The 16837-nt window shown below is 66.7% G+C and carries 19 protein-coding genes; 9 read left to right on the forward strand and 10 right to left on the reverse strand.

Annotation, left to right across the window (positions count from 1 at the left end; genetic code table 11):
* Positions 1-8 precede the first annotated feature (8 nt).
* The 3 genes from L3V85_RS02590 to L3V85_RS02600 all read left to right on the forward strand — a co-directional run bounded on the left by L3V85_RS02590 (position 9) and on the right by L3V85_RS02600 (position 2431).
* On the forward strand, positions 9-1406 hold the full coding sequence (locus L3V85_RS02590; protein ID WP_237677864.1) for a peptidylprolyl isomerase: 1398 nt from the start codon (positions 9-11) through the stop codon (positions 1404-1406).
* 4 nt (positions 1407-1410) lie between these two features.
* Positions 1411-2178 carry a 16S rRNA (adenine(1518)-N(6)/adenine(1519)-N(6))-dimethyltransferase RsmA gene (gene rsmA, locus L3V85_RS02595; RefSeq protein ID WP_237677865.1) on the forward strand — a complete coding sequence of 256 codons (768 nt, stop codon included), beginning with the start codon at positions 1411-1413 and terminating at the stop codon, positions 2176-2178.
* 97 nt (positions 2179-2275) lie between these two features.
* A complete protein-coding gene (locus L3V85_RS02600) occupies positions 2276-2431 on the forward strand; it encodes a hypothetical protein (protein ID WP_237677866.1) in 156 nt (51 codons plus the stop codon).
* 43 nt (positions 2432-2474) lie between these two features.
* Here L3V85_RS02600 and L3V85_RS02605 read toward each other — a convergent pair whose 3' ends face one another.
* From L3V85_RS02605 to L3V85_RS02615, 3 genes are all read right to left on the reverse strand, one after another.
* Complete coding sequence (locus L3V85_RS02605; protein WP_086011111.1) at positions 2475-2900, reverse strand: barstar family protein; 426 nt, start codon at positions 2898-2900, stop codon at positions 2475-2477.
* A 50-nt stretch (positions 2901-2950) separates the two neighbouring features.
* The gene (locus L3V85_RS02610; protein ID WP_237677867.1) at positions 2951-3364 is read right to left on the reverse strand and encodes a ribonuclease domain-containing protein; all 414 of its coding nucleotides are present in this window, start codon (positions 3362-3364) and stop codon (positions 2951-2953) included.
* A gap of 181 nt (positions 3365-3545) precedes the next feature.
* Positions 3546-5894, reverse strand: a complete 2349-nt coding sequence (locus tag L3V85_RS02615; protein ID WP_237677868.1) for an NADP-dependent malic enzyme — start codon at positions 5892-5894, stop codon at positions 3546-3548.
* Between the two features lie 180 nt (positions 5895-6074).
* Between L3V85_RS02615 and L3V85_RS02620 the strand changes: the two genes are divergently transcribed.
* From L3V85_RS02620 to L3V85_RS02645, 6 genes are all read left to right on the forward strand, one after another.
* Positions 6075-7124, forward strand: a complete 1050-nt coding sequence (locus tag L3V85_RS02620) for an SPFH domain-containing protein (RefSeq protein WP_237677869.1) — start codon at positions 6075-6077, stop codon at positions 7122-7124.
* Positions 7125-7247: 123 nt separating this feature from the next.
* The gene (locus L3V85_RS02625; protein ID WP_237677870.1) at positions 7248-8738 is read left to right on the forward strand and encodes a DUF4178 domain-containing protein; all 1491 of its coding nucleotides are present in this window, start codon (positions 7248-7250) and stop codon (positions 8736-8738) included.
* Between the two features lie 57 nt (positions 8739-8795).
* Positions 8796-9014, forward strand: a complete 219-nt coding sequence (locus L3V85_RS02630; protein ID WP_237677871.1) for a DUF350 domain-containing protein — start codon at positions 8796-8798, stop codon at positions 9012-9014.
* Positions 9011-10654, forward strand: coding sequence for a polyamine aminopropyltransferase (locus tag L3V85_RS02635; RefSeq protein WP_237677872.1), 1644 nt, complete (start codon positions 9011-9013; stop codon positions 10652-10654). Before L3V85_RS02630 ends, L3V85_RS02635 begins: the two co-directional genes overlap by 4 nt.
* A gap of 10 nt (positions 10655-10664) precedes the next feature.
* Complete coding sequence (locus tag L3V85_RS02640; protein ID WP_237677873.1) at positions 10665-12296, forward strand: FAD-dependent oxidoreductase; 1632 nt, start codon at positions 10665-10667, stop codon at positions 12294-12296.
* 152 nt (positions 12297-12448) lie between these two features.
* Positions 12449-13801, forward strand: a complete 1353-nt coding sequence (locus L3V85_RS02645) for an esterase-like activity of phytase family protein (protein WP_237677874.1) — start codon at positions 12449-12451, stop codon at positions 13799-13801.
* A 16-nt stretch (positions 13802-13817) separates the two neighbouring features.
* On the opposite strand, the gene L3V85_RS02650 is transcribed toward L3V85_RS02645, so the two are convergent.
* Genes L3V85_RS02650 through L3V85_RS02680 form a run of 7 tightly spaced genes read right to left on the reverse strand, consistent with a single transcriptional unit; the run spans position 13818 to position 16751 of the window.
* On the reverse strand, positions 13818-14282 hold the full coding sequence (locus tag L3V85_RS02650; RefSeq protein ID WP_237677875.1) for a Mor transcription activator family protein: 465 nt from the start codon (positions 14280-14282) through the stop codon (positions 13818-13820).
* The gene (locus L3V85_RS02655; protein ID WP_237677876.1) at positions 14279-14899 is read right to left on the reverse strand and encodes a DUF3164 family protein; all 621 of its coding nucleotides are present in this window, start codon (positions 14897-14899) and stop codon (positions 14279-14281) included. The genes L3V85_RS02650 and L3V85_RS02655 overlap by 4 nt, the downstream gene beginning before the upstream one ends.
* An 11-nt stretch (positions 14900-14910) precedes the next feature.
* Entirely contained in the window at positions 14911-15303 is a 393-nt protein-coding gene (locus L3V85_RS02660; RefSeq protein ID WP_237677877.1) for a hypothetical protein, read from the reverse strand.
* Positions 15300-15710 (reverse strand): hypothetical protein, encoded by a 411-nt coding sequence (locus tag L3V85_RS02665; protein ID WP_237677878.1) that lies wholly within the window; start codon positions 15708-15710, stop codon positions 15300-15302. Before L3V85_RS02665 ends, L3V85_RS02660 begins: the two co-directional genes overlap by 4 nt.
* On the reverse strand, positions 15707-15946 hold the full coding sequence (locus tag L3V85_RS02670; protein WP_237677879.1) for a hypothetical protein: 240 nt from the start codon (positions 15944-15946) through the stop codon (positions 15707-15709). Before L3V85_RS02670 ends, L3V85_RS02665 begins: the two co-directional genes overlap by 4 nt.
* A complete protein-coding gene (locus L3V85_RS02675) occupies positions 15943-16341 on the reverse strand; it encodes a hypothetical protein (protein WP_237677880.1) in 399 nt (132 codons plus the stop codon). The genes L3V85_RS02670 and L3V85_RS02675 overlap by 4 nt, the downstream gene beginning before the upstream one ends.
* Positions 16341-16751, reverse strand: coding sequence for a helix-turn-helix domain-containing protein (locus L3V85_RS02680; protein WP_272934681.1), 411 nt, complete (start codon positions 16749-16751; stop codon positions 16341-16343). The genes L3V85_RS02675 and L3V85_RS02680 overlap by 1 nt, the downstream gene beginning before the upstream one ends.
* Between the last annotated feature and the right edge of the window lie 86 nt (positions 16752-16837).

Consider the following 16837-nt stretch of genomic DNA (forward strand, 5'->3'; position numbering starts at 1 on the left):
AGCACGCCATGAAACACATCCGTTCCATCATCACTCTGGGCTGCCTCGCAGCAATGGCCGCATCGGCAGGCGCGCAGGGCTTTCACTCCGGCATCACGGACATCATGCGCGCCGGCCCGCGCTTGGGCCCGCCAGTGGCTCGTCCTGCGGCGCCCACCACCGCGCCAGTGCAGCGCGCGGCCGAATTCATCGTCGCGCTGGTCAACTCCGAGCCGATCACCAACACCGAGGTGCTGACGCGGGTCGACCGTCTCATCAAGGAGAACCCCGACGCCGAACGCGTGCCGCGCAACGAACTCACGCGGCTCGTGCTCGACCGCCTGATCTCCGAGCGCGCCCAGCTGCAGCTGGCAAAGGAAAACGGCATCAAGGTCGACGAGGTGGCGATCGACCAGGCCGAGCAGACGGTGGCGCGCCAGAACGAAATCAGCCTGACCGAGCTGCGCCGCCGCGTGATCGCCGAAGGCCTCACGCAGGCAGAGTTCCGCCGCGACCTGCGCGACCAGCTGCTGCTTACGCGCCTGCGTGACCGCGAGGTCGAGTCGAAGGTCAAGATCAGCGATGCCGAGGCCGACGAATACCTGATCGACCAGCGCAACGTCGCCGTCAAGAACGCGGCGCTGCAGAACCTGAATCTCGCGCAGGTGCTCGTCGCCGTGCCCGAGACCGCCACCGACGCCCAGGTGGCCGCGGCCCAAAAGAAGGCGCAGGACATCGCCCAGCGTGCACGTGCCGGCGAAGACTTCGCCAAGCTGGTGCGCGAGAACTCCGATGCACCCGATCGCGCCAATGGCGGCGCTATCGGCATGCGCAGCGCCGACCGCTACCCGTCGCTGTTCGTCGATGCTACGCAGTCGACGGCGGTGAACGGCATTGCCGGCCCGATCCGCTCGAGCGCCGGCTTCCATGTGCTCAAGGTGCTTGCCAAGGCCCAGATCGGCTCGGGCGATGCGACCGTGACCCAGACGCAGGTGCGCCATATCCTGCTGCTCAACGATCCGAAGCGCACCACGGCGCAGGCGGTCGCGCAGCTGGCCGAATTCAAGCGCCGGCTGCAGGCCGGCACGGCCGACTTTGCTGGGTTGGCCCGCGACAACTCGCAGGATGGCAGCGCCAAGGACGGCGGCGAGCTCGGCTGGTCGCGCCCGGGCCAGTTCGTGCCCGAGTTCGAGGAAGCCATGGATCGCCTCGCCCCGGGCGAGATCAGCGATCCCGTGGTGTCGCGCTTCGGCGTGCACCTGATCCAGGTGGAAGGCCGTCGCGACGCCAAGCTGACCCAGTCGGAGCAGCGCGAAGCCGCGCGTGCGGCGCTGCGCGAAAAGCGCGTCGAGGAAGCCTTCTCGACCTGGGTGCAGGAAGTGCGCGCCCGCGCGTACGTCGAATACCGCGAGCCGCCGCAGTCCTGATCTGATGGCACACATCGCCAGGAAGCGATTCGGGCAGCATTTCCTGTCCGACGGGGGAATCATCGATGCGATCGTGCGCGAGATCGCGCCGCAGCCCGGCGATGCCATGGTCGAGATCGGGCCGGGGCTTGCGGCGCTGACGCAGCCGCTGGTCGAGCGGCTGGGCCGCCTGACGGTGATCGAGCTTGACCGTGACCTCGCCAAGCGCCTGCGCGAGCACGCCCAGCTCGAGGTGATCGAGTCCGACGTGCTGAAGGTCGATTTCGCGGCACTGGCCGAGCGCTTCCCGGCCAAGCCCCTGCGCGTGGTCGGCAACCTGCCCTACAACATTTCCACGCCCATCCTCTTCCACCTGCTGGGCTATGCCCACTTGGTGGCCGACCAGCACTTCATGCTGCAGAAGGAAGTGATCGACCGCATGGTGGCGAAGCCCGCTACCTCGGACTACAGCCGCTTGAGCGTGATGCTGCAGTGGCGCTACAGGATGGAGAACGTGCTGTTCGTGCCGCCCGAGAGCTTCGATCCGCCGCCGCGCGTGGACAGCGCAGTGGTGCGGATGGTGCCGCTGGCGGTGCCGCCGGTGGTCGATGCCGCGCGGCTGGGCGAGATCGTGCAGGTGGCCTTCAGCCAGCGCCGCAAGCTGTTGCGTCACACGCTTGGCAAATGGCTACAGGAACACGGCTTCGCGGGCGAATTCGATGTCCAGAGGCGGGCAGAGGAAGTGCCCGTCGACGAATACGTCGCCCTGACCCAGGCCGTTGTCGCCCCATGAAAAAAGCCCGTCGTCGACGGGCTTTTTCTTTGGGGCTTGGCTAGAGCCCGTGCGCTGTCGCTTGCTTGGTTAAGCGGCGGCGAGCCAGTAACCCGCATTGAAGGGGCTGCTCATGCGCAATGCCAGGGGCGAAACGTCGACCAGTTTGTCGGTCGGCATTTTTTCGCCGGCCGGCTCGGTGCTGGCGGCGGCCGCTGCGGTTGCGGTGGTGTTGTTGACGTCGATGCCATCGAGGGTTTCAGCGTTCGGCTGAGCCTCGTTCGCCCGTTCTGCTTGGCTGGTAGATGCAGAACGGGCTACAGAAAAGAATAGAAGCAGCGGAACGGGACCTTACGGTCGCCCCAGTAGTCCGAGGCGTCCCGGAAGATGTCGAGCAGTTGCTCGCGCGCTTCCTTGTCGAACTTGGCGTTGGCAGGAATCTGTTCCAGCACGATGACGAAACCTGGCTGCGGGCCCGATTTATGCAACGGGTCGGTCATGCAGTCGTACAGCGCGTCGAAGTTCTTCCCGAAGTGGGCCGGGAACGTGAACTGCTGTGCGATCAGGTCGAGCACGTCCTGCTTGGTCTGGGCATTGCCCAGGTTCGCATACAAGAAGTGCTGGCCGGCTGCGTTGGCAGCGTCCTGCAGGTCGTTCACGCGGAACGCGCGGATCGATTGCACGATGTTCGGGCGTACGGCACGAAGGGATAAGGTCATCTCCGCTGGTCTTTCCATAGTCATCATCATTTCTTCGGGGCGCTTCGGTGCGCCGCTCAGGTCGTTTTCATCGCTCATGGTGCAATCCGTCTGAAACTCGCATAGTGGTCCGCCGTGTACCAGCAGGCTTCGGGCGCCGTGCGCTGCTCGCCGCCACAGACGATCCGTCGTGCACCACGATTGCGCGCGCCGGGCGTCTGCACCGTGTACTCGCGATAGTGGCCACGGCGTGCCGCTGGCAGGAGACGTTCGCGGTTGCCAAATACAACGCCGTCCTTTTCATAGCGGAACGGGCCGCCGCTGAGGATGGCCTGATATGTTCGCTGGCCTTGCACCGGCAGTTCGGACAGCGCAATCGTTTCCTCGGCGGAAGTTTTTCCTGCGCCGAACCATCCGCGGGCCTCGGCCCCCGTCGTCAACGACGCCAGCAACAGGCTGGTGAGCGCAAACTTTGTGACAGAGGACGTGATCGAGGCGTAAGCCGCCATGGGGCACCACAAGAAAAGAGCGGGGGGGTCGAATTGGCGATCAACCTCGGGGTTAACCCGCAAATTCAAGCCCGCGAGTGTGCACCACGCTGGCGAAAATAGCAAGCGACTGCCCAAAGTTTGAGCAGTCGCAGGGGCATCGAATGGCGTTTTAAGTTGGCGGCCACTCTCGCCAAATAGCCTATCTCTCGGCGTTTGCGTCAGCCACTGTCAAGGCTGTCATGTTCACGATGCGGCGAACAGTCGCGCTGGCCGTGAGAATGTGCACGGGTTTGGCCGCGCCGAGCAGAACCGGCCCGATCGCGATGTTGCCGCCCGCCGCCGTCTTGAGCAGGTTGTACGAAATATTCGCCGCGTCGATGTTCGGAAAAACCAACAGGTTGGCATCGCCCGCCAGCGCGCTGTGCGGCATGACGGCCGCGCGCTGCTTGCTGTCCAGCGCCACGTCGCCGTGCATTTCGCCGTCCACCTCGAGCCAGGGGGCCTGCACGCGCAGCAGTTCGAGCGTCTTGCGCATCTTGATGGCGCTGGGCTCGTTGCTGGTGCCGAAATTGGAGTGCGACAGCAGCGCCGCCTTCGGCTTCAGGCCGAAGCGCATCATTTCCTCGGCCGCCATCGTCGTGATCTCGGCCAGTTCCTCGGGCGAGGGGTCGTAGTTGACGTGCGTGTCGACCAGGAACACCTGGCGGTCGGGCAGCAGCAGGCCGTTCATGCAGGCGTACACCGGCACGTCCTGAGGGGTGCTTTCGCAGCCGCCGGGGCGCTTGCCGATCACCTGGTCGATGTAGTGCAGGTGGTTGGCGGTCGTGCCCCAGGTGCCGCAGATCAGGCCGTCGACCTCGCCCTTGTGCAGCAGCATCGAGCCGATCAGCGTCAGGCGCCGGCGCATCTCGATCTTGGCGACCTGCACCGTCACGCCCTTGCGTTCGGTCATGCGGTGGTAGGTCTGCCAGAACTCGCGGTAGCGGTGGTCCTGCTCGACGTTGACCACGTCGTAGTCCAGCTCTTCCTTCAGGCGAAGGCCGAATTTCTCGATGCGCTGGGCGATGATGGCCGGCCGGCCGATCAGCGTCGGGCGCGCAACGCCCTCGTCCACCACGATCTGCGCGGCGCGCAGCACGCGTTCTTCCTCGCCTTCCGAATAGGCCACGCGCTTCTTGCTTGCCCGCCGGGCGGCCTCGAAGATGGGCTTCATCGTGGTGCCCGAGGCGTAGACGAAGCTCTGCAGCTTGTCGCGGTAGGCGTCCATGTCCTTGATGGGGCGCTGCGCCACGCCACTGTCCTCGGCCGCCTTGGCCACGGCCGGCGCGATCTTCATCATCAGGCGCGGGTCGAAGGGCTTGGGAATCAGGTACTCGGGGCCGAAGCTCAGCTTCTCGCCGACGTAGGCGGCGGCCACGCGCTCGCTCTGCTCGGCCTGCGCCAGGTCGGCGATGGCATGCACCGCGGCAATCTCCATCTCGTCGGTGATCGTCGTTGCGCCGCAGTCGAGCGCGCCGCGGAAGATGTACGGGAAGCACAGGACGTTGTTGACCTGGTTCGGGTAGTCGGTGCGGCCGGTGGCCATGATGACGTCGTCGCGCACCGCGTGGGCGTCTTCGGGAGCGATTTCCGGGTTCGGGTTCGCCAGCGCGAAGATCACCGGGCGCGCCGCCATGCTGGCGACCATCGCCGGCTTGAGCACGCCGCCGGCCGACAGGCCCAGGAACACGTCGGCCCCCTCGATCACCTCGGCGAGCTTGCGCGCGTCGGTCTTCTGCATGAACTGGCGCTTGTCGTCGTCCATCAGTTCGGTGCGGCCTTCGTAGACCACGCCGGCCAGGTCGGTCACGAAGACGTTTTCGCGCTTCAGGCCGACCTTGAGCAGCAGGTTCAGGCAGGCCAGCGCCGCGGCGCCCGCGCCCGAGGTGACCAGCTTGACGTCTTCGATCTTCTTGCCCGCCACCTTCAGGCCGTTGACCATGGCGGCCGCCACGGTGATGGCCGTGCCGTGCTGGTCGTCGTGGAACACCGGGATCTTCATGCGCTTGCGCAGTTCGCGCTCCACGTAGAAGCAGTCCGGTGCCTTGATGTCTTCCAGGTTGATGGCGCCGAAGGTCGGCTCCAGCGACGCGATGATGTCCACCAGCTTGGCGGGGTCCTTCTCGTCGATCTCGATGTCGAACACGTCCACGCCGGCGAACTTCTTGAAGAGAACGCCCTTGCCTTCCATCACCGGCTTGGACGCCAGCGGGCCGATGTCGCCCAGGCCCAGCACGGCCGTGCCGTTGCTGATGACGGCCACGAGGTTGCCACGGGAGGTGTACTTGAAGGCGTTGGCCGGGTCCTTGACGATTTCCTCGCAGGGGGCGGCCACGCCGGGCGAGTAGGCCAGCGACAGGTCGCGCTGGTTGACCATCTGCTTGGTCGCCGCGATGGCGACCTTGCCGGGGACGGGAAACTCGTGGTACTCGAGGGCGGCACGGCGCAACTCGGCGCGTTTGTCTTCGGGCGTGGGAGTCGATGAGGTCGAGGGGGTCGAATCGGACATGTGCCTGTAGCTCCTGGTGGCGCTTCTTCTGGGGGCGCCGATTGTAGACCTCGCTTCATGGCCGTCCTACGACGCATGGCCGGCCGGACCCATGACCAAAAGCACGGGCGCGCCGTCAAGTCGGTGTGGCAATATGCACAGTTCGGACAAAAACCTGAAAACACCTGAAGAGGAGCGACCATGGCCCTGATGGATTTCATCAAGAAACAGTTCATTGACATCATCCAGTGGACGGAGACCGGCGATGGCACGCTGGCCTGGCGTTTCCCGATGGCGGACATGGAAATCCAGAACGGCGGCTCGCTCACCGTGCGCGAATCCCAGGTCGCGGTTTTCGTCAACGAAGGCAAGGTGGCCGACGTGTTCGGCCCCGGCATGTACAAGCTCACGACGCAGACGCTGCCCGTGCTCACGTACCTGAAGAACTGGGACAAGCTCTTCGAATCCCCCTTCAAGAGCGACGTCTACTTCTTCAGCACCCGCCAGCAGGTCGACCAGAAGTGGGGCACGCCCCAGCCGATCACCATCCGCGACAAGGACTTCGGCGCCGTGCGCCTGCGGGCCTTCGGCAACTACAGCTTCCGCATCGGCGACGCCAAGCTGTTCCACACCGAAATCTCCGGCACGCGCGACATCTATTCCGTGGCCGACCTCGACGGCCAGCTGCGCGGCCTGGTGCTGCAGAACATCAGCAACGCCATCGCGTCCAGCGGCGTGCCCTTCCTCGACCTGGCGGCCAACCAGATCCAGTTCGCGCAGGCGCTGGCGGCGCAACTGGTGCCCGAGTTCGAGAAGATCGGCATCAAGCTCGAGAACATCACAGTCCAGAACGTCTCGCTGCCCGAAGAGCTGCAGAAGATCCTCGACCAGAAGATCGGCATGGGCATGGTCGGCAACGACATGGGCAAGTTCATGCAGTACCAGACGGCGCAGGCCATTCCCAAGTTCGCCGAAGGCGCGGCTGGCGGTGGCGGCATCGCGGGCGACGCGATGGGCCTGGGCGCCGGCGTGGCGCTGGGCCAGGTGCTGGCGCAGAACCTCGCGCAGGGCCTGAGCCCCAATGCGGCCGCCCAGGCCGCGGCGACGCAGCAGCAACCGGCCGTGGCGGTGGTGAGCCCCACCGACGTGATGACCACACTGGAGAAGCTCGGCGAACTCAAGACCAAGGGCATCCTCACGCAGGAAGAGTTCGACGCCAAGAAGGCCGAGCTGCTCAAGAAGCTGGTCTAACCCCAGGCTTCGCGCACTTCGTGTCGCTACTCCTTCCCCCTTGCAGGGGGCGATACCTGCGGCCCGGCGTAGCCGGTTCCGCGGTATCTCCCGCCTCGTTCGCCGTGTCTTCAGCATCGCTTCATGGCTGAGGAAACCGGCAACCAACGCTACTACCGCGCGCCCTGCCCCGGCTGCGGCGCGCCGGTCGAATTCCGCTCGGCGCAATCGACGCACGCCGTCTGCCCCTACTGCCAGAGCACCGTCGTGCGCCAGGGCGACACGCTCGCGCGCACCGGCAAGATGGCCGAGCTGTTCGACGATTTCAGCCCGCTGCAGCTGTTTGCCGCCGGCCGCATCCAGGACAAGCCCTTCACGCTGATCGGCCGGCTGCAGTACACCTACCCGGGCGGGCGCTGGACCGAATGGATCGCTGCGCTCGACGGCGACCGCACCGCGATCCTGAGCGAGGACAACGGCGCCTACGTCTTCACGCTGCCCTTCGATCTGCAGCGAACCGCGCCGCCGCCGGGCGACCTGCGCGTGGGCGCTACCAGCGCCTTCGCGGGCCAGAGCTACACCGTCACATCGAACGAGCAGGTGGCGCTGACCTCGGCGCAGGGCGAACTGCCGCACCTGCCCGAACTCGGCCGGCCGTTCGCGATGGTCGAGCTGCGCAACGACAAGGGGCTGGTGCTCAGCATCGACTACGGCACCGCCACGCCCAGCGCCTACCTCGGCCGCTCGGTGCAGCTCGACGACCTGCAGCTCACCGGCCTGCGCGCCGAATCCACCAAGGACGAAAAGGGCCGCAGCTTCAACTGCCCCAATTGCGGCTCGCCCGTCACCGTGAACCTGGCGGACAGCAAGAGCATCACCTGCCGCTCTTGCAACAGCATCATCGACCTGTCGCAGGGCATTGGCGGTGAGCTCAAGCATGCGACGCAGGACGAGCCGGTGCGGCCGCTCATCGCGCTCGGCAGCATGGGCCAGCTGCAGGGCGCGCAGTGGCAGGTGGTCGGCTTCCAGCACCGCATGGGCACCGAGCCTGGCGACGACGAGCAGTTCGGCTGGGACGAATACCTGCTCTACAACAACAAGCGCGGCTTCAGCTTCCTGGTCGACGCCGAAGACGGCTGGAGCATGGTCAAGCCGACCACCGGCGCGCCGGTGATGGCCGAGAACGGCAACTCCGCCACCTACCTCAACAAGCGCTACCAGCAGCAATACGCCTACAACGCCGAAACCAGCTACGTGGCGGGCGAGTTCTACTGGCAGGTCGAGCGCGGGCAGAAGACCTTCAACCGCGACTACGCCAGCGGCCCCGCGCTGCTGTCGATGGAGCGCTCGGCCAACGAGCTCACCTGGTCGTCTGGCATCAAGCTCGACAGCGGCGTGGTGGCCACCGCCTTCAAGCTCGACGCCAAGAAGGACATGTTCAAGCGCGCCGACGCGCTGCCTGTCAGCGCCGCTGCCTCCAAGCTGGGCTGCGGCACGATCATCATCGTCATCGTCGTGATCATCATCCTGCTGGTCCTCCTGAGCACATGCAGCAGCAGCGGCGGTTCGTCCAGCGGCTACCGCAGCTCGGGCGGTTCCTACGGCGGCTATTCGAGTGGCGGCGGCCACAAATGACGAGGAAGATGCGCATGACGCAACCGATGTATCTCACTACTACGACTGGAGTTCCCCATGGGATTTGACTGGCTGAAACCGGACGTGGTCCTCGGATCGCTCGTTTACGCGCTGATCGGCGTCGTGATCTTCTGGGTCTGCTTCCTGATCATCGACAAGATCACGCCCTACGACCTGTGGGGCGAGATCGTCGAGAAGCAGAACGTGGCGCTGGGCCTCGTCGTTGCCGCAATGAGCCTGGGCATCAGCATCATCGTGGCTGCTGCAATCCATTGAGCGACGCGGCCTCGCCCGCGCGCACCCCGGATGCGCGGGGGCCGCAACCCGTCGAAGTCGCGCTGCTCGCCAGCGTGTTCGTAGTCGCCGCCTGCGGGCTGGTCTACGAACTGAGCGCGGCCGCGCTGAGCTCCTACCTGCTCGGCGACTCGGTGCTGCAGTTCAGCACCATCATCGGCACCTACCTGTTCGCGATGGGCGTGGGCTCCTGGCTCTCGCGCTATTTCGACCGCCAGTTGCCGGCGCACTTCCTTCGCATCGAGCTGATGGTCGCGCTGATCGGCGGCGCGCTGCCGGCGATTCTGTTCCTGGCCAACGCCTACGTGCCGGGCGCGTTCCGGCTGCTGCTCTACGGCCTGGTGATGGTCGTGGGCACGCTGGTGGGCCTCGAGATCCCGCTGGTGATGCGCATCCTGAAGCGCAACATCGTGCTCAAGAACCTGGTGTCGCAGGTGCTGACCTTCGACTACCTCGGCGCGCTCGCGGTGTCGGTGGCGTTCCCGCTCATCCTCGTGCCGCAGCTCGGCATGATCCGCACCGGCCTGCTGTTCGGCTTCATGAACGCGGCGGTGGCGGTGTGGGCGCTGTGGCTGTTTCGCCATGAGCTGCGCCGCATCGGCGCGCACGCGCTCGCCTGCGTTCTGTCGCTGGCCGCGCTGCTGGCGGGCTTCGTGTGGGCCGACCACATCACCACGCTGGCCGAAGACAAGTTCTACCAGGACCGAATCGTGTTCAGCGCGACCTCGCCTTACCAGCGCATCGTCGTCACGCGCGGGCTGCTCGGGCACCGCCTGTTCCTGAACGGCAACCTGCAGTTCGCCGAGCGCGACGAGTACCGCTACCACGAGGCGCTGGTGCATCCGGTGATGGCCGCGCAGGGCGCGCCGAAGAAGGTCGCCGTGCTCGGCGGCGGCGACGGCATGGCGGTGCGCGAGATCCTCAAGTACCCCTCGGTCGAGTCGGTCACGCTGGTGGAGCTCGACCCGAACATGACGAAGCTCTTCACCGACCACGAAACGCTCGCGGCCCTGAACGGCCATTCGCTGTCGTCGCCCAAGGTGAAGATCGTCAATACCGACGCCTTCCAGTGGCTGCAGCAGCCGGGCGGTTCGAGCGCCGCCGGGCCGTCCCAAGGCGCGAGCGCCCCCTCGGGGGGCAGCGAACCACGCGAAGCGGGGAGCGTGGGGGTCGACGACCTTTACGACGTGATCGTGGTCGACTTTCCAGACCCCACCAACTTCGCCATCGGCAAGCTCTACACCAACAGCTTCTACGCGCTGCTCGAAAAGCGCCTGTCGGCCAGCGGCTATGCGGTGATCCAGACCACGTCACCGCTGGTGGCGCGCAAGAGCTTCTGGACCGTGGCGACGACCATCGAATCGGTCGGCCTGCGCGCCACGCCGTACCACGCGCACGTGCCGAGCTTCGGCGAGTGGGGCTACATCATCGCGAGCCGCCGGCCTTACCGCATGCCCGATGCCTTGCCGCCGGGCCTGCGCTTCCTGTCCCCATCAACGCTGCCGCTGATGTTCGATTTCCCGCTCGACATGGCGCGCGTACCGACCGAAGTGAACCGGCTGTCGAACCAGATCCTCGTCACCACCTACGAACAGGAGTGGGGCAAGGTCATGGCGCACTAGCCGCGTCAGCATGCAGCGGCGCGAATTCCTCGGCGTGGCGGCAGGTGCGGCGGGTGCTCTGGCGCTTGCCGGCTGCGAAGCGCCGCCACCGCCCATCGAAGGCGGCTTCACCGGCATCGACGTTGCGCGCGGCCACGCGATGCGCGACGGCACGCTCAAGAGCGCCGCGCCCGCGCCCGCGGTCGTGAGGCGCACGCGCGTGTTGATCGCCGGCGGCGGCGTGGCCGGGCTCGCGGCGGCGCGCGCGCTGCGCCTCGCGGGCGTGGAAGACTTCGCGTTGCTCGAACTCGAGGACACCGCCGGCGGCAATGCGCGCGGCGGCATGGTCAACGGCATTGCTTGCCCGCTCGGCGCGCACTACCTGCCGGTGCCGGGCGACGATGCGCGCGAGGTGCAGGACCTGCTCGAGGAACTCGGTCTGCGCCGACGCGTGGCGGGCCGCTGGGAGTACGACGAGCTCAATCTCTGCCACGCCCCACAGGAGCGGCTTTTCCTGCACGGCGAGTGGCAGGACGGCCTGCTGCCCGTGCACGGCGTGAGCGAAAGCACGCTGGCGCAGTACCGCAAGTTCGCGCAGCGTATCGACGCGCTGCAGCATGCGGCGCATTTCGCCATTCCTACGCTCAAGGTCGCCGTCACGCCCGAGCTGCTGGCGCTCGACGCCCTCAGCTTCGCGCGCTGGCTCGACAGCGAAGGCTTCAGCGACGCGCAGCTGCGCTGGTACCTCGACTACTGCTGCCGCGACGACTACGGCGCGGGTATCGAGCATGTTTCCGCCTGGGCCGGCATCCACTACTTCGCGAGCCGCCACGGCTTCCACGCGCCCGGCGACCCGACGGGCAGCGTCAACGATTCGAGCCCCGAACGCGACGGCATCCTCACCTGGCCCGAAGGCAACGGCTGGCTCACCCGGCAACTGGCCCAACCGCTCGGCGAGCGGCTGCACACCGGCCAGGTCGTCACGCGCATTGCCGAGTTGCGCGGCGGCGTCGAGGTCGATGCATGGGACGCGAAGACGAAGTCGCTCGTGCGCTGGCAGGCCGAGCGCTGCATCGTCGCGCTGCCGGTGTTCATTGCCGCGCGCGTGGTCGAGAGCCCGCCGCCGGTGCTGACGAACGCCGCCGCGCATGTGCGCTACGCCCCCTGGCTGGTGGCCAACGTGCACCTGCGCGGTCCGCTGGCTGACCGGCACGGCGCCGCACCGAGCTGGGACAACGTGATCTACGGCACGCGCGGCCTCGGCTATGTCGACGCGCGCCACCAGACGCTCGACCCGACGCCGCGCGGCACCGTGCTCAGCTGGTATCGCCCGCTGGGCCCGAGCGGCTACGACACCGCCGACGGCCGCCGCCTGCTGCTCGATCGCCCATGGACCGGGTGGCGCGACGACCTGCTCGCGGAGCTGTCGGTGCCGCATCCCGACCTGCCCGCGCTCGCCACGCGCATCGAGATCACGCGCTACGGGCATGCCATGTCGATACCCGCTCCGGGCCTGCTGGCGCAGATCGGATCGCAGCGGCAGCGCGGCAGCGTCGCCGCGGGGCGGCTGTCGTTCGCGCACGCGGACTGGTCGGGCTACTCCATCTTCGAAGAGGCGTTCACGCGCGGCCACGTCGCGGGAACGAACGCGGCATCCGCATGATGAACGCTGGTGTCCCCGCGTGTGCGCCGTCAGTGAACAAACCGCAGCTCTGGGGCTGACGCACATCGGCATTTCGCTCTGAAGGGATGTCACGGCGACGTCATTCCCTCCCGGCATGGTCACGCGTTTTCTACTCGAAGACTCTCTCGTCCATGACGCGCCTTGCTTCCCTCTCCTTCATCGCCCTCGCCACCGCACTCGCATGCGGCAGCGCGGCGGCCCAGACCGCTTTTCCTTCCACGCTCGCCGGCCACGCCGTGCTGCCCGCGCAAAGTTTTGTCGCCACGCCCAAGGACGCGCCGGCCGACCTGCAGGTCAGCGGCAAGTTCACGACGGCCAAGCGCGTCGAGGCCGTGGGCAGCGTCGAGGGCCTGTCGGCCGGGCGTCCCACCGGCGTGTCGCTGCCCTTCAAGGGCCAGCCGCTGCAAGGCCACTCGGGCATCAAGAAGATGGACGACGGCACCTTCTGGATCCTCACCGACAACGGCGCCGGCACCAAGGCCAACTCGCCCGACTTCATGCTCTACCTGAACCACTACAAGGTGGACTTCAAGAGCGGCAAGTTCAATCGCCTCAACACCATCTTCCTGCACGACCCCGACAAGAAGGTGCCCTTCCGCATCGTCCAGGAAGGCACCAAGCAGCGCGACCTGACGGGCTCCGACTTCGACCCCGAGAGCTTCCAGTTCGCCGGCGGCGCGCTGTGGATCGGCGAAGAGTTCGGTCCCTTCCTGATCAAGGCCGACCTCAAGGGCAAGGTGCTTGCGGTGTACGACACGCTGGTCGACGGCAAGGCCGTGCGCTCGCCCGACCATCCCGCCGTGACCACGCCTGGCGCGCCGGGCGGCGCTGTCGAGTTCCAGGTCAAGCGCTCCAAGGGCTTCGAAGGCATGGCAGCCTCGAAGGACGGCAGCAAGCTCTACGCGCTGCTCGAAGGCCCGGTGTGGAACGCCGAGGCCAAGGACTACGAGAAGGTCGAAGGCAAGGAAGCGCTGCGCGTGCTCGAGTTCGACGTGGCCACCGAGAAGTGGACCGGCCGCCACTGGAAGTACGTGCTCGAAGCCAACGGCAACGCCATCGGTGACTTCAACATGATCGACGGCACCACCGGCCTGATCATCGAGCGCGACAACGGCGAAGGCACCAGCGACAAGGCCTGCCCCGAAGGCCAGAAGCGCACCGACTGCTTCCACGACCTCGCGAAGTTCAAGCGCGTCTACAAGGTCGAGCTGAACGACGCCAACGTGGGCGGCCCGGTGCGCAAGATCGGCTACATCGACTTGCTGAACATCGCCGACCCGAACAAGCTCGCGCGCAAGCCGCTGAACGACGGCGTGCTGAAGTTCCCGTTCTTCACGATCGAGAACGTCGACGTGGTCGATGCCACGCACATCGTGGTCGGCAACGACAACAACCTGCCCTTCTCGAGCAGCCGCGAGCCGAACAAGGCGGACGACAACGAGCTGGTGCTGCTCGAAGCCGGCGCGCTGCTGCAGGCTAAGTAAGCAGAAGCCCGGCGCCTCAGTACGCGATGTCGGCGACGATGCGGGCGACCTGCCGCTCGACCAGGTGGTGCTCCGCCGCCAGGGCGCGCACCGATTTGCCGGTACTGAAGTCCGTGCGAATGCGATCGTTGCGGATAGCGTCGAAGGCGCGCTGCGCCTTCGGCAGCACGAAGCGCAGGCCGGTGCCGTCGATCGCGTATTCGGCGCTCAGCGCGCGCAGCTTGTCGAAGCCGATCAGGCTGGCCAGCGGATGGTCCGGCGAAGGGTCGGCCGGAATGTAGATCCGAAGGCCGCCGTAGCGCTCGATCAGCCGCAGCGTGGCGGGCAGCCCGATCAGCCGCACGAACTCCCGCAGCCGCGGCGGCAGCAGCTCGCTGGCCAGCGCGGTGGCGGCCTGCCGCAGACCGCCGCTGCCGCGCGGTGGTGATGGTGGTGGCGATGGTGAAAACGGCGTCATGCCGATGAGTTCATGCGTGTTCATACGGCGGCCACGTCCAGGTTGATGGGCGTGTATTCGCCCGTGGTGTCGTCGCGCTCGTAGAAGCGGATGTACGGCTTGGTGCTCGCGACCTTCATGCTGTCGCCGATCGCCTTCATGGCCTGCTGCCATTTCCCGTCGGCGATGTCGTGTCGGCGCAGGCCGAGCACGCGGGCGGTGCTGATCTTGCCCTGCTGGTCGACCTGGAAGGCATCGTTCACCAGCACCTTGATGTTGGCGTTGCTGCCCTTGCTCCAGCCCTGGATGCATTCGTCGATCAGCGCCTTGGCGGCCTGCAGGCGCTCGTCGAAAACCACGGTGTCCTGCATGCGGCGCTCGACCTTGTGCTTGCCGTCGAAGCTCAGCAGCGTGACGTTGCCCTTCTTGCCGCCCTTCTTCACGTCGTAAGCCGCCAGGCTGCGTTCGATGAACTCGTGCACCGCGTTCATGGCCGAAAGCTTGAACCCGATCAACGCCGCGCTCTGCCGCCGCGCCTGCTCGCAGAGTTCGCTGACGACGGCATGGCGGTCCTTGTCGATCGGCTTGATCTTCGACACCGGGATCAGCGCGTCGTTGGCGTCTTTCCAGTAGCCGGGGTGGTGTGCGATGGCTTCGTGCATGGTGTGTCCTCTCAGGAGTTGACGTTGTCGGTGGCGTTGTTGTTCTTGGGCGCGGAAAGCGAGAGCTGCCCGAGCAGCGCGGGCATCGAGACCCGGCGCATGCGGCTCTCGATCAGCAGGCCGGAAACGGCGCGGCTGCGCAGATAGCGGCAGGTCTCGTCGAGCTCGGCGGCGCTGGCGGCCATGAAGTAGCCGGTGTCGGGCTTGCCGCAGATCTGCTCGCCCTGCAGCCGCAGCGCCGAGACGAACTCGCGCACGCGGCGCTCCAGTGCCGGTGCGGGCGCGGCCTGGCCGGTGATGCGCGCGACGAGGTCGCGCACATGGATGCCGTTGTCGCGGCCCGGGCGGGTCCGCAGTTCGGCGAGCACCTGCTGAGCGTTGATGGAAGCGGTGGCGGTGCTCATCGTGAGGTCCCCCAATAAAGCGAACGCCGGCCCAGCAGCAGGCTCGGGATACGGGCGAAGTCCATTGCGCCAGGCCGCACGACCGTGGCGGCGGCCGGTTCGTACACGCTGGTGTCGAGCCGCAGCACCCGGCGCGCCATCGCGATGCGTCCTGCCAGCGGGCCGGGGCCGCGCTTCCAGCACTGGCGGCCGCCGGCCGTCACGCTGTGCACGTGGCCGCGGTGGGCCAGCTGCGTCAGTTGCTGGCGCAGCGTATTGCCGCCTGCTTCGGGCCGGTAGCCCGCGACGTGCACGGCCAGCATGCGTTCGAGTTCCTGCGCGGAGGCCGCCTCGTGCGCTTCGAGGTGCGTGGCGATGGCGCGCCGCACGGCGGCTGCCAGTTCGATGTCGGATGTTGCCGTGCTCATGCTGCTGTCTCCTCGTTCGTCGCGGGGCCGCCGAAGGTGTCGAGCACCCGGCGGGCGATGCGGTCGGTGCGCGCCTTGCCGGCGCCGTATTTGCCGCTGGCGTTGAGCACCTGGCTCACCGCGGCGGGGCTGATGTGCAGCTGCGCGGCGACCTCGGAACGCAGGCGCCCGGCACAGGCTTGCTGCAGCAAGGCGAACCACGCCTCGTGCATGTAGGGAGGTGGCGTGCCGGTCATCGGGCCTCCCCTCGCGGCGCCGGCGGCGTGGCGCCGATGTCGCGCAACAGGGCGTAGCGCTTCAGGCCGTCGACGCGGCGCGCATCCATGCGCACGGCCTGCGGGCATTGCCGCGACCACGACAGCATGAGCGCACCCGCCTGGCGGCGGCCTTGCGCGATGTCTTCGTCGGCTTCCGCATCGGCCAGCAGCAGTGCCGCGGCTTCGTCGGCCGTCAGCGCGCGGCGGATGCGCAGCAGGTTCCACAGGCGGGTGGCGAACGGGTCCGCTTCACGGACCTGCGCATCGGGCGCGGTGGCGGGAGCGGCGGTTTCGGCTTGTGCCGCTTCGGCGCGGCGGTTCGCCAGCGCCATCAGCGCCTTGGCTACGAACCAGTCGGGGGTGGTGTCTTCCATCACGCGCCCCCTGTCCGGCGCGCGCGGCCTTTGGTCTTGTCAAAGCGTTTTCTCACAGTACATTCCTCCTCGCTCGTGGCACTGCTCAGTTCACTGGCACGCCCGATGAAGGCTGCAACCTTCGTCGGGCACTCTTGGCAAACATCCGTCATTGCGTCCCGTCCGGGACGCTCCAGCCCCTTCGGATTGCGCGTCAGCGCAATGCCCCGGTCGCGCGGCCGCAGATAGCGGCTCGGCCAGATCGCCTCCGGCGCGACCCGCAAGGCACGGGCCACGATGCGCTCTGCCGCAACCCATGGGCGGTTCAGAACCTCGTTGATATGCGCGTATCCGTGTTGTTTTGCCAACTTGGATAGGTTGGTTCCGCTCATTTCAAGTGCTGCTTTAACCTGAGCAGGGTGCCAATCCATCAAAATGTGTTGTTTCGTGTCGATGGACCTGATTATGCACACAAATCAGGTTTTCACAATCAAGAGAAACATGAAAACGAACATTT

This window comes from Variovorax paradoxus (assembly GCF_022009635.1).
Taxonomy (GTDB): Bacteria; Pseudomonadota; Gammaproteobacteria; order Burkholderiales; family Burkholderiaceae_C; genus Variovorax.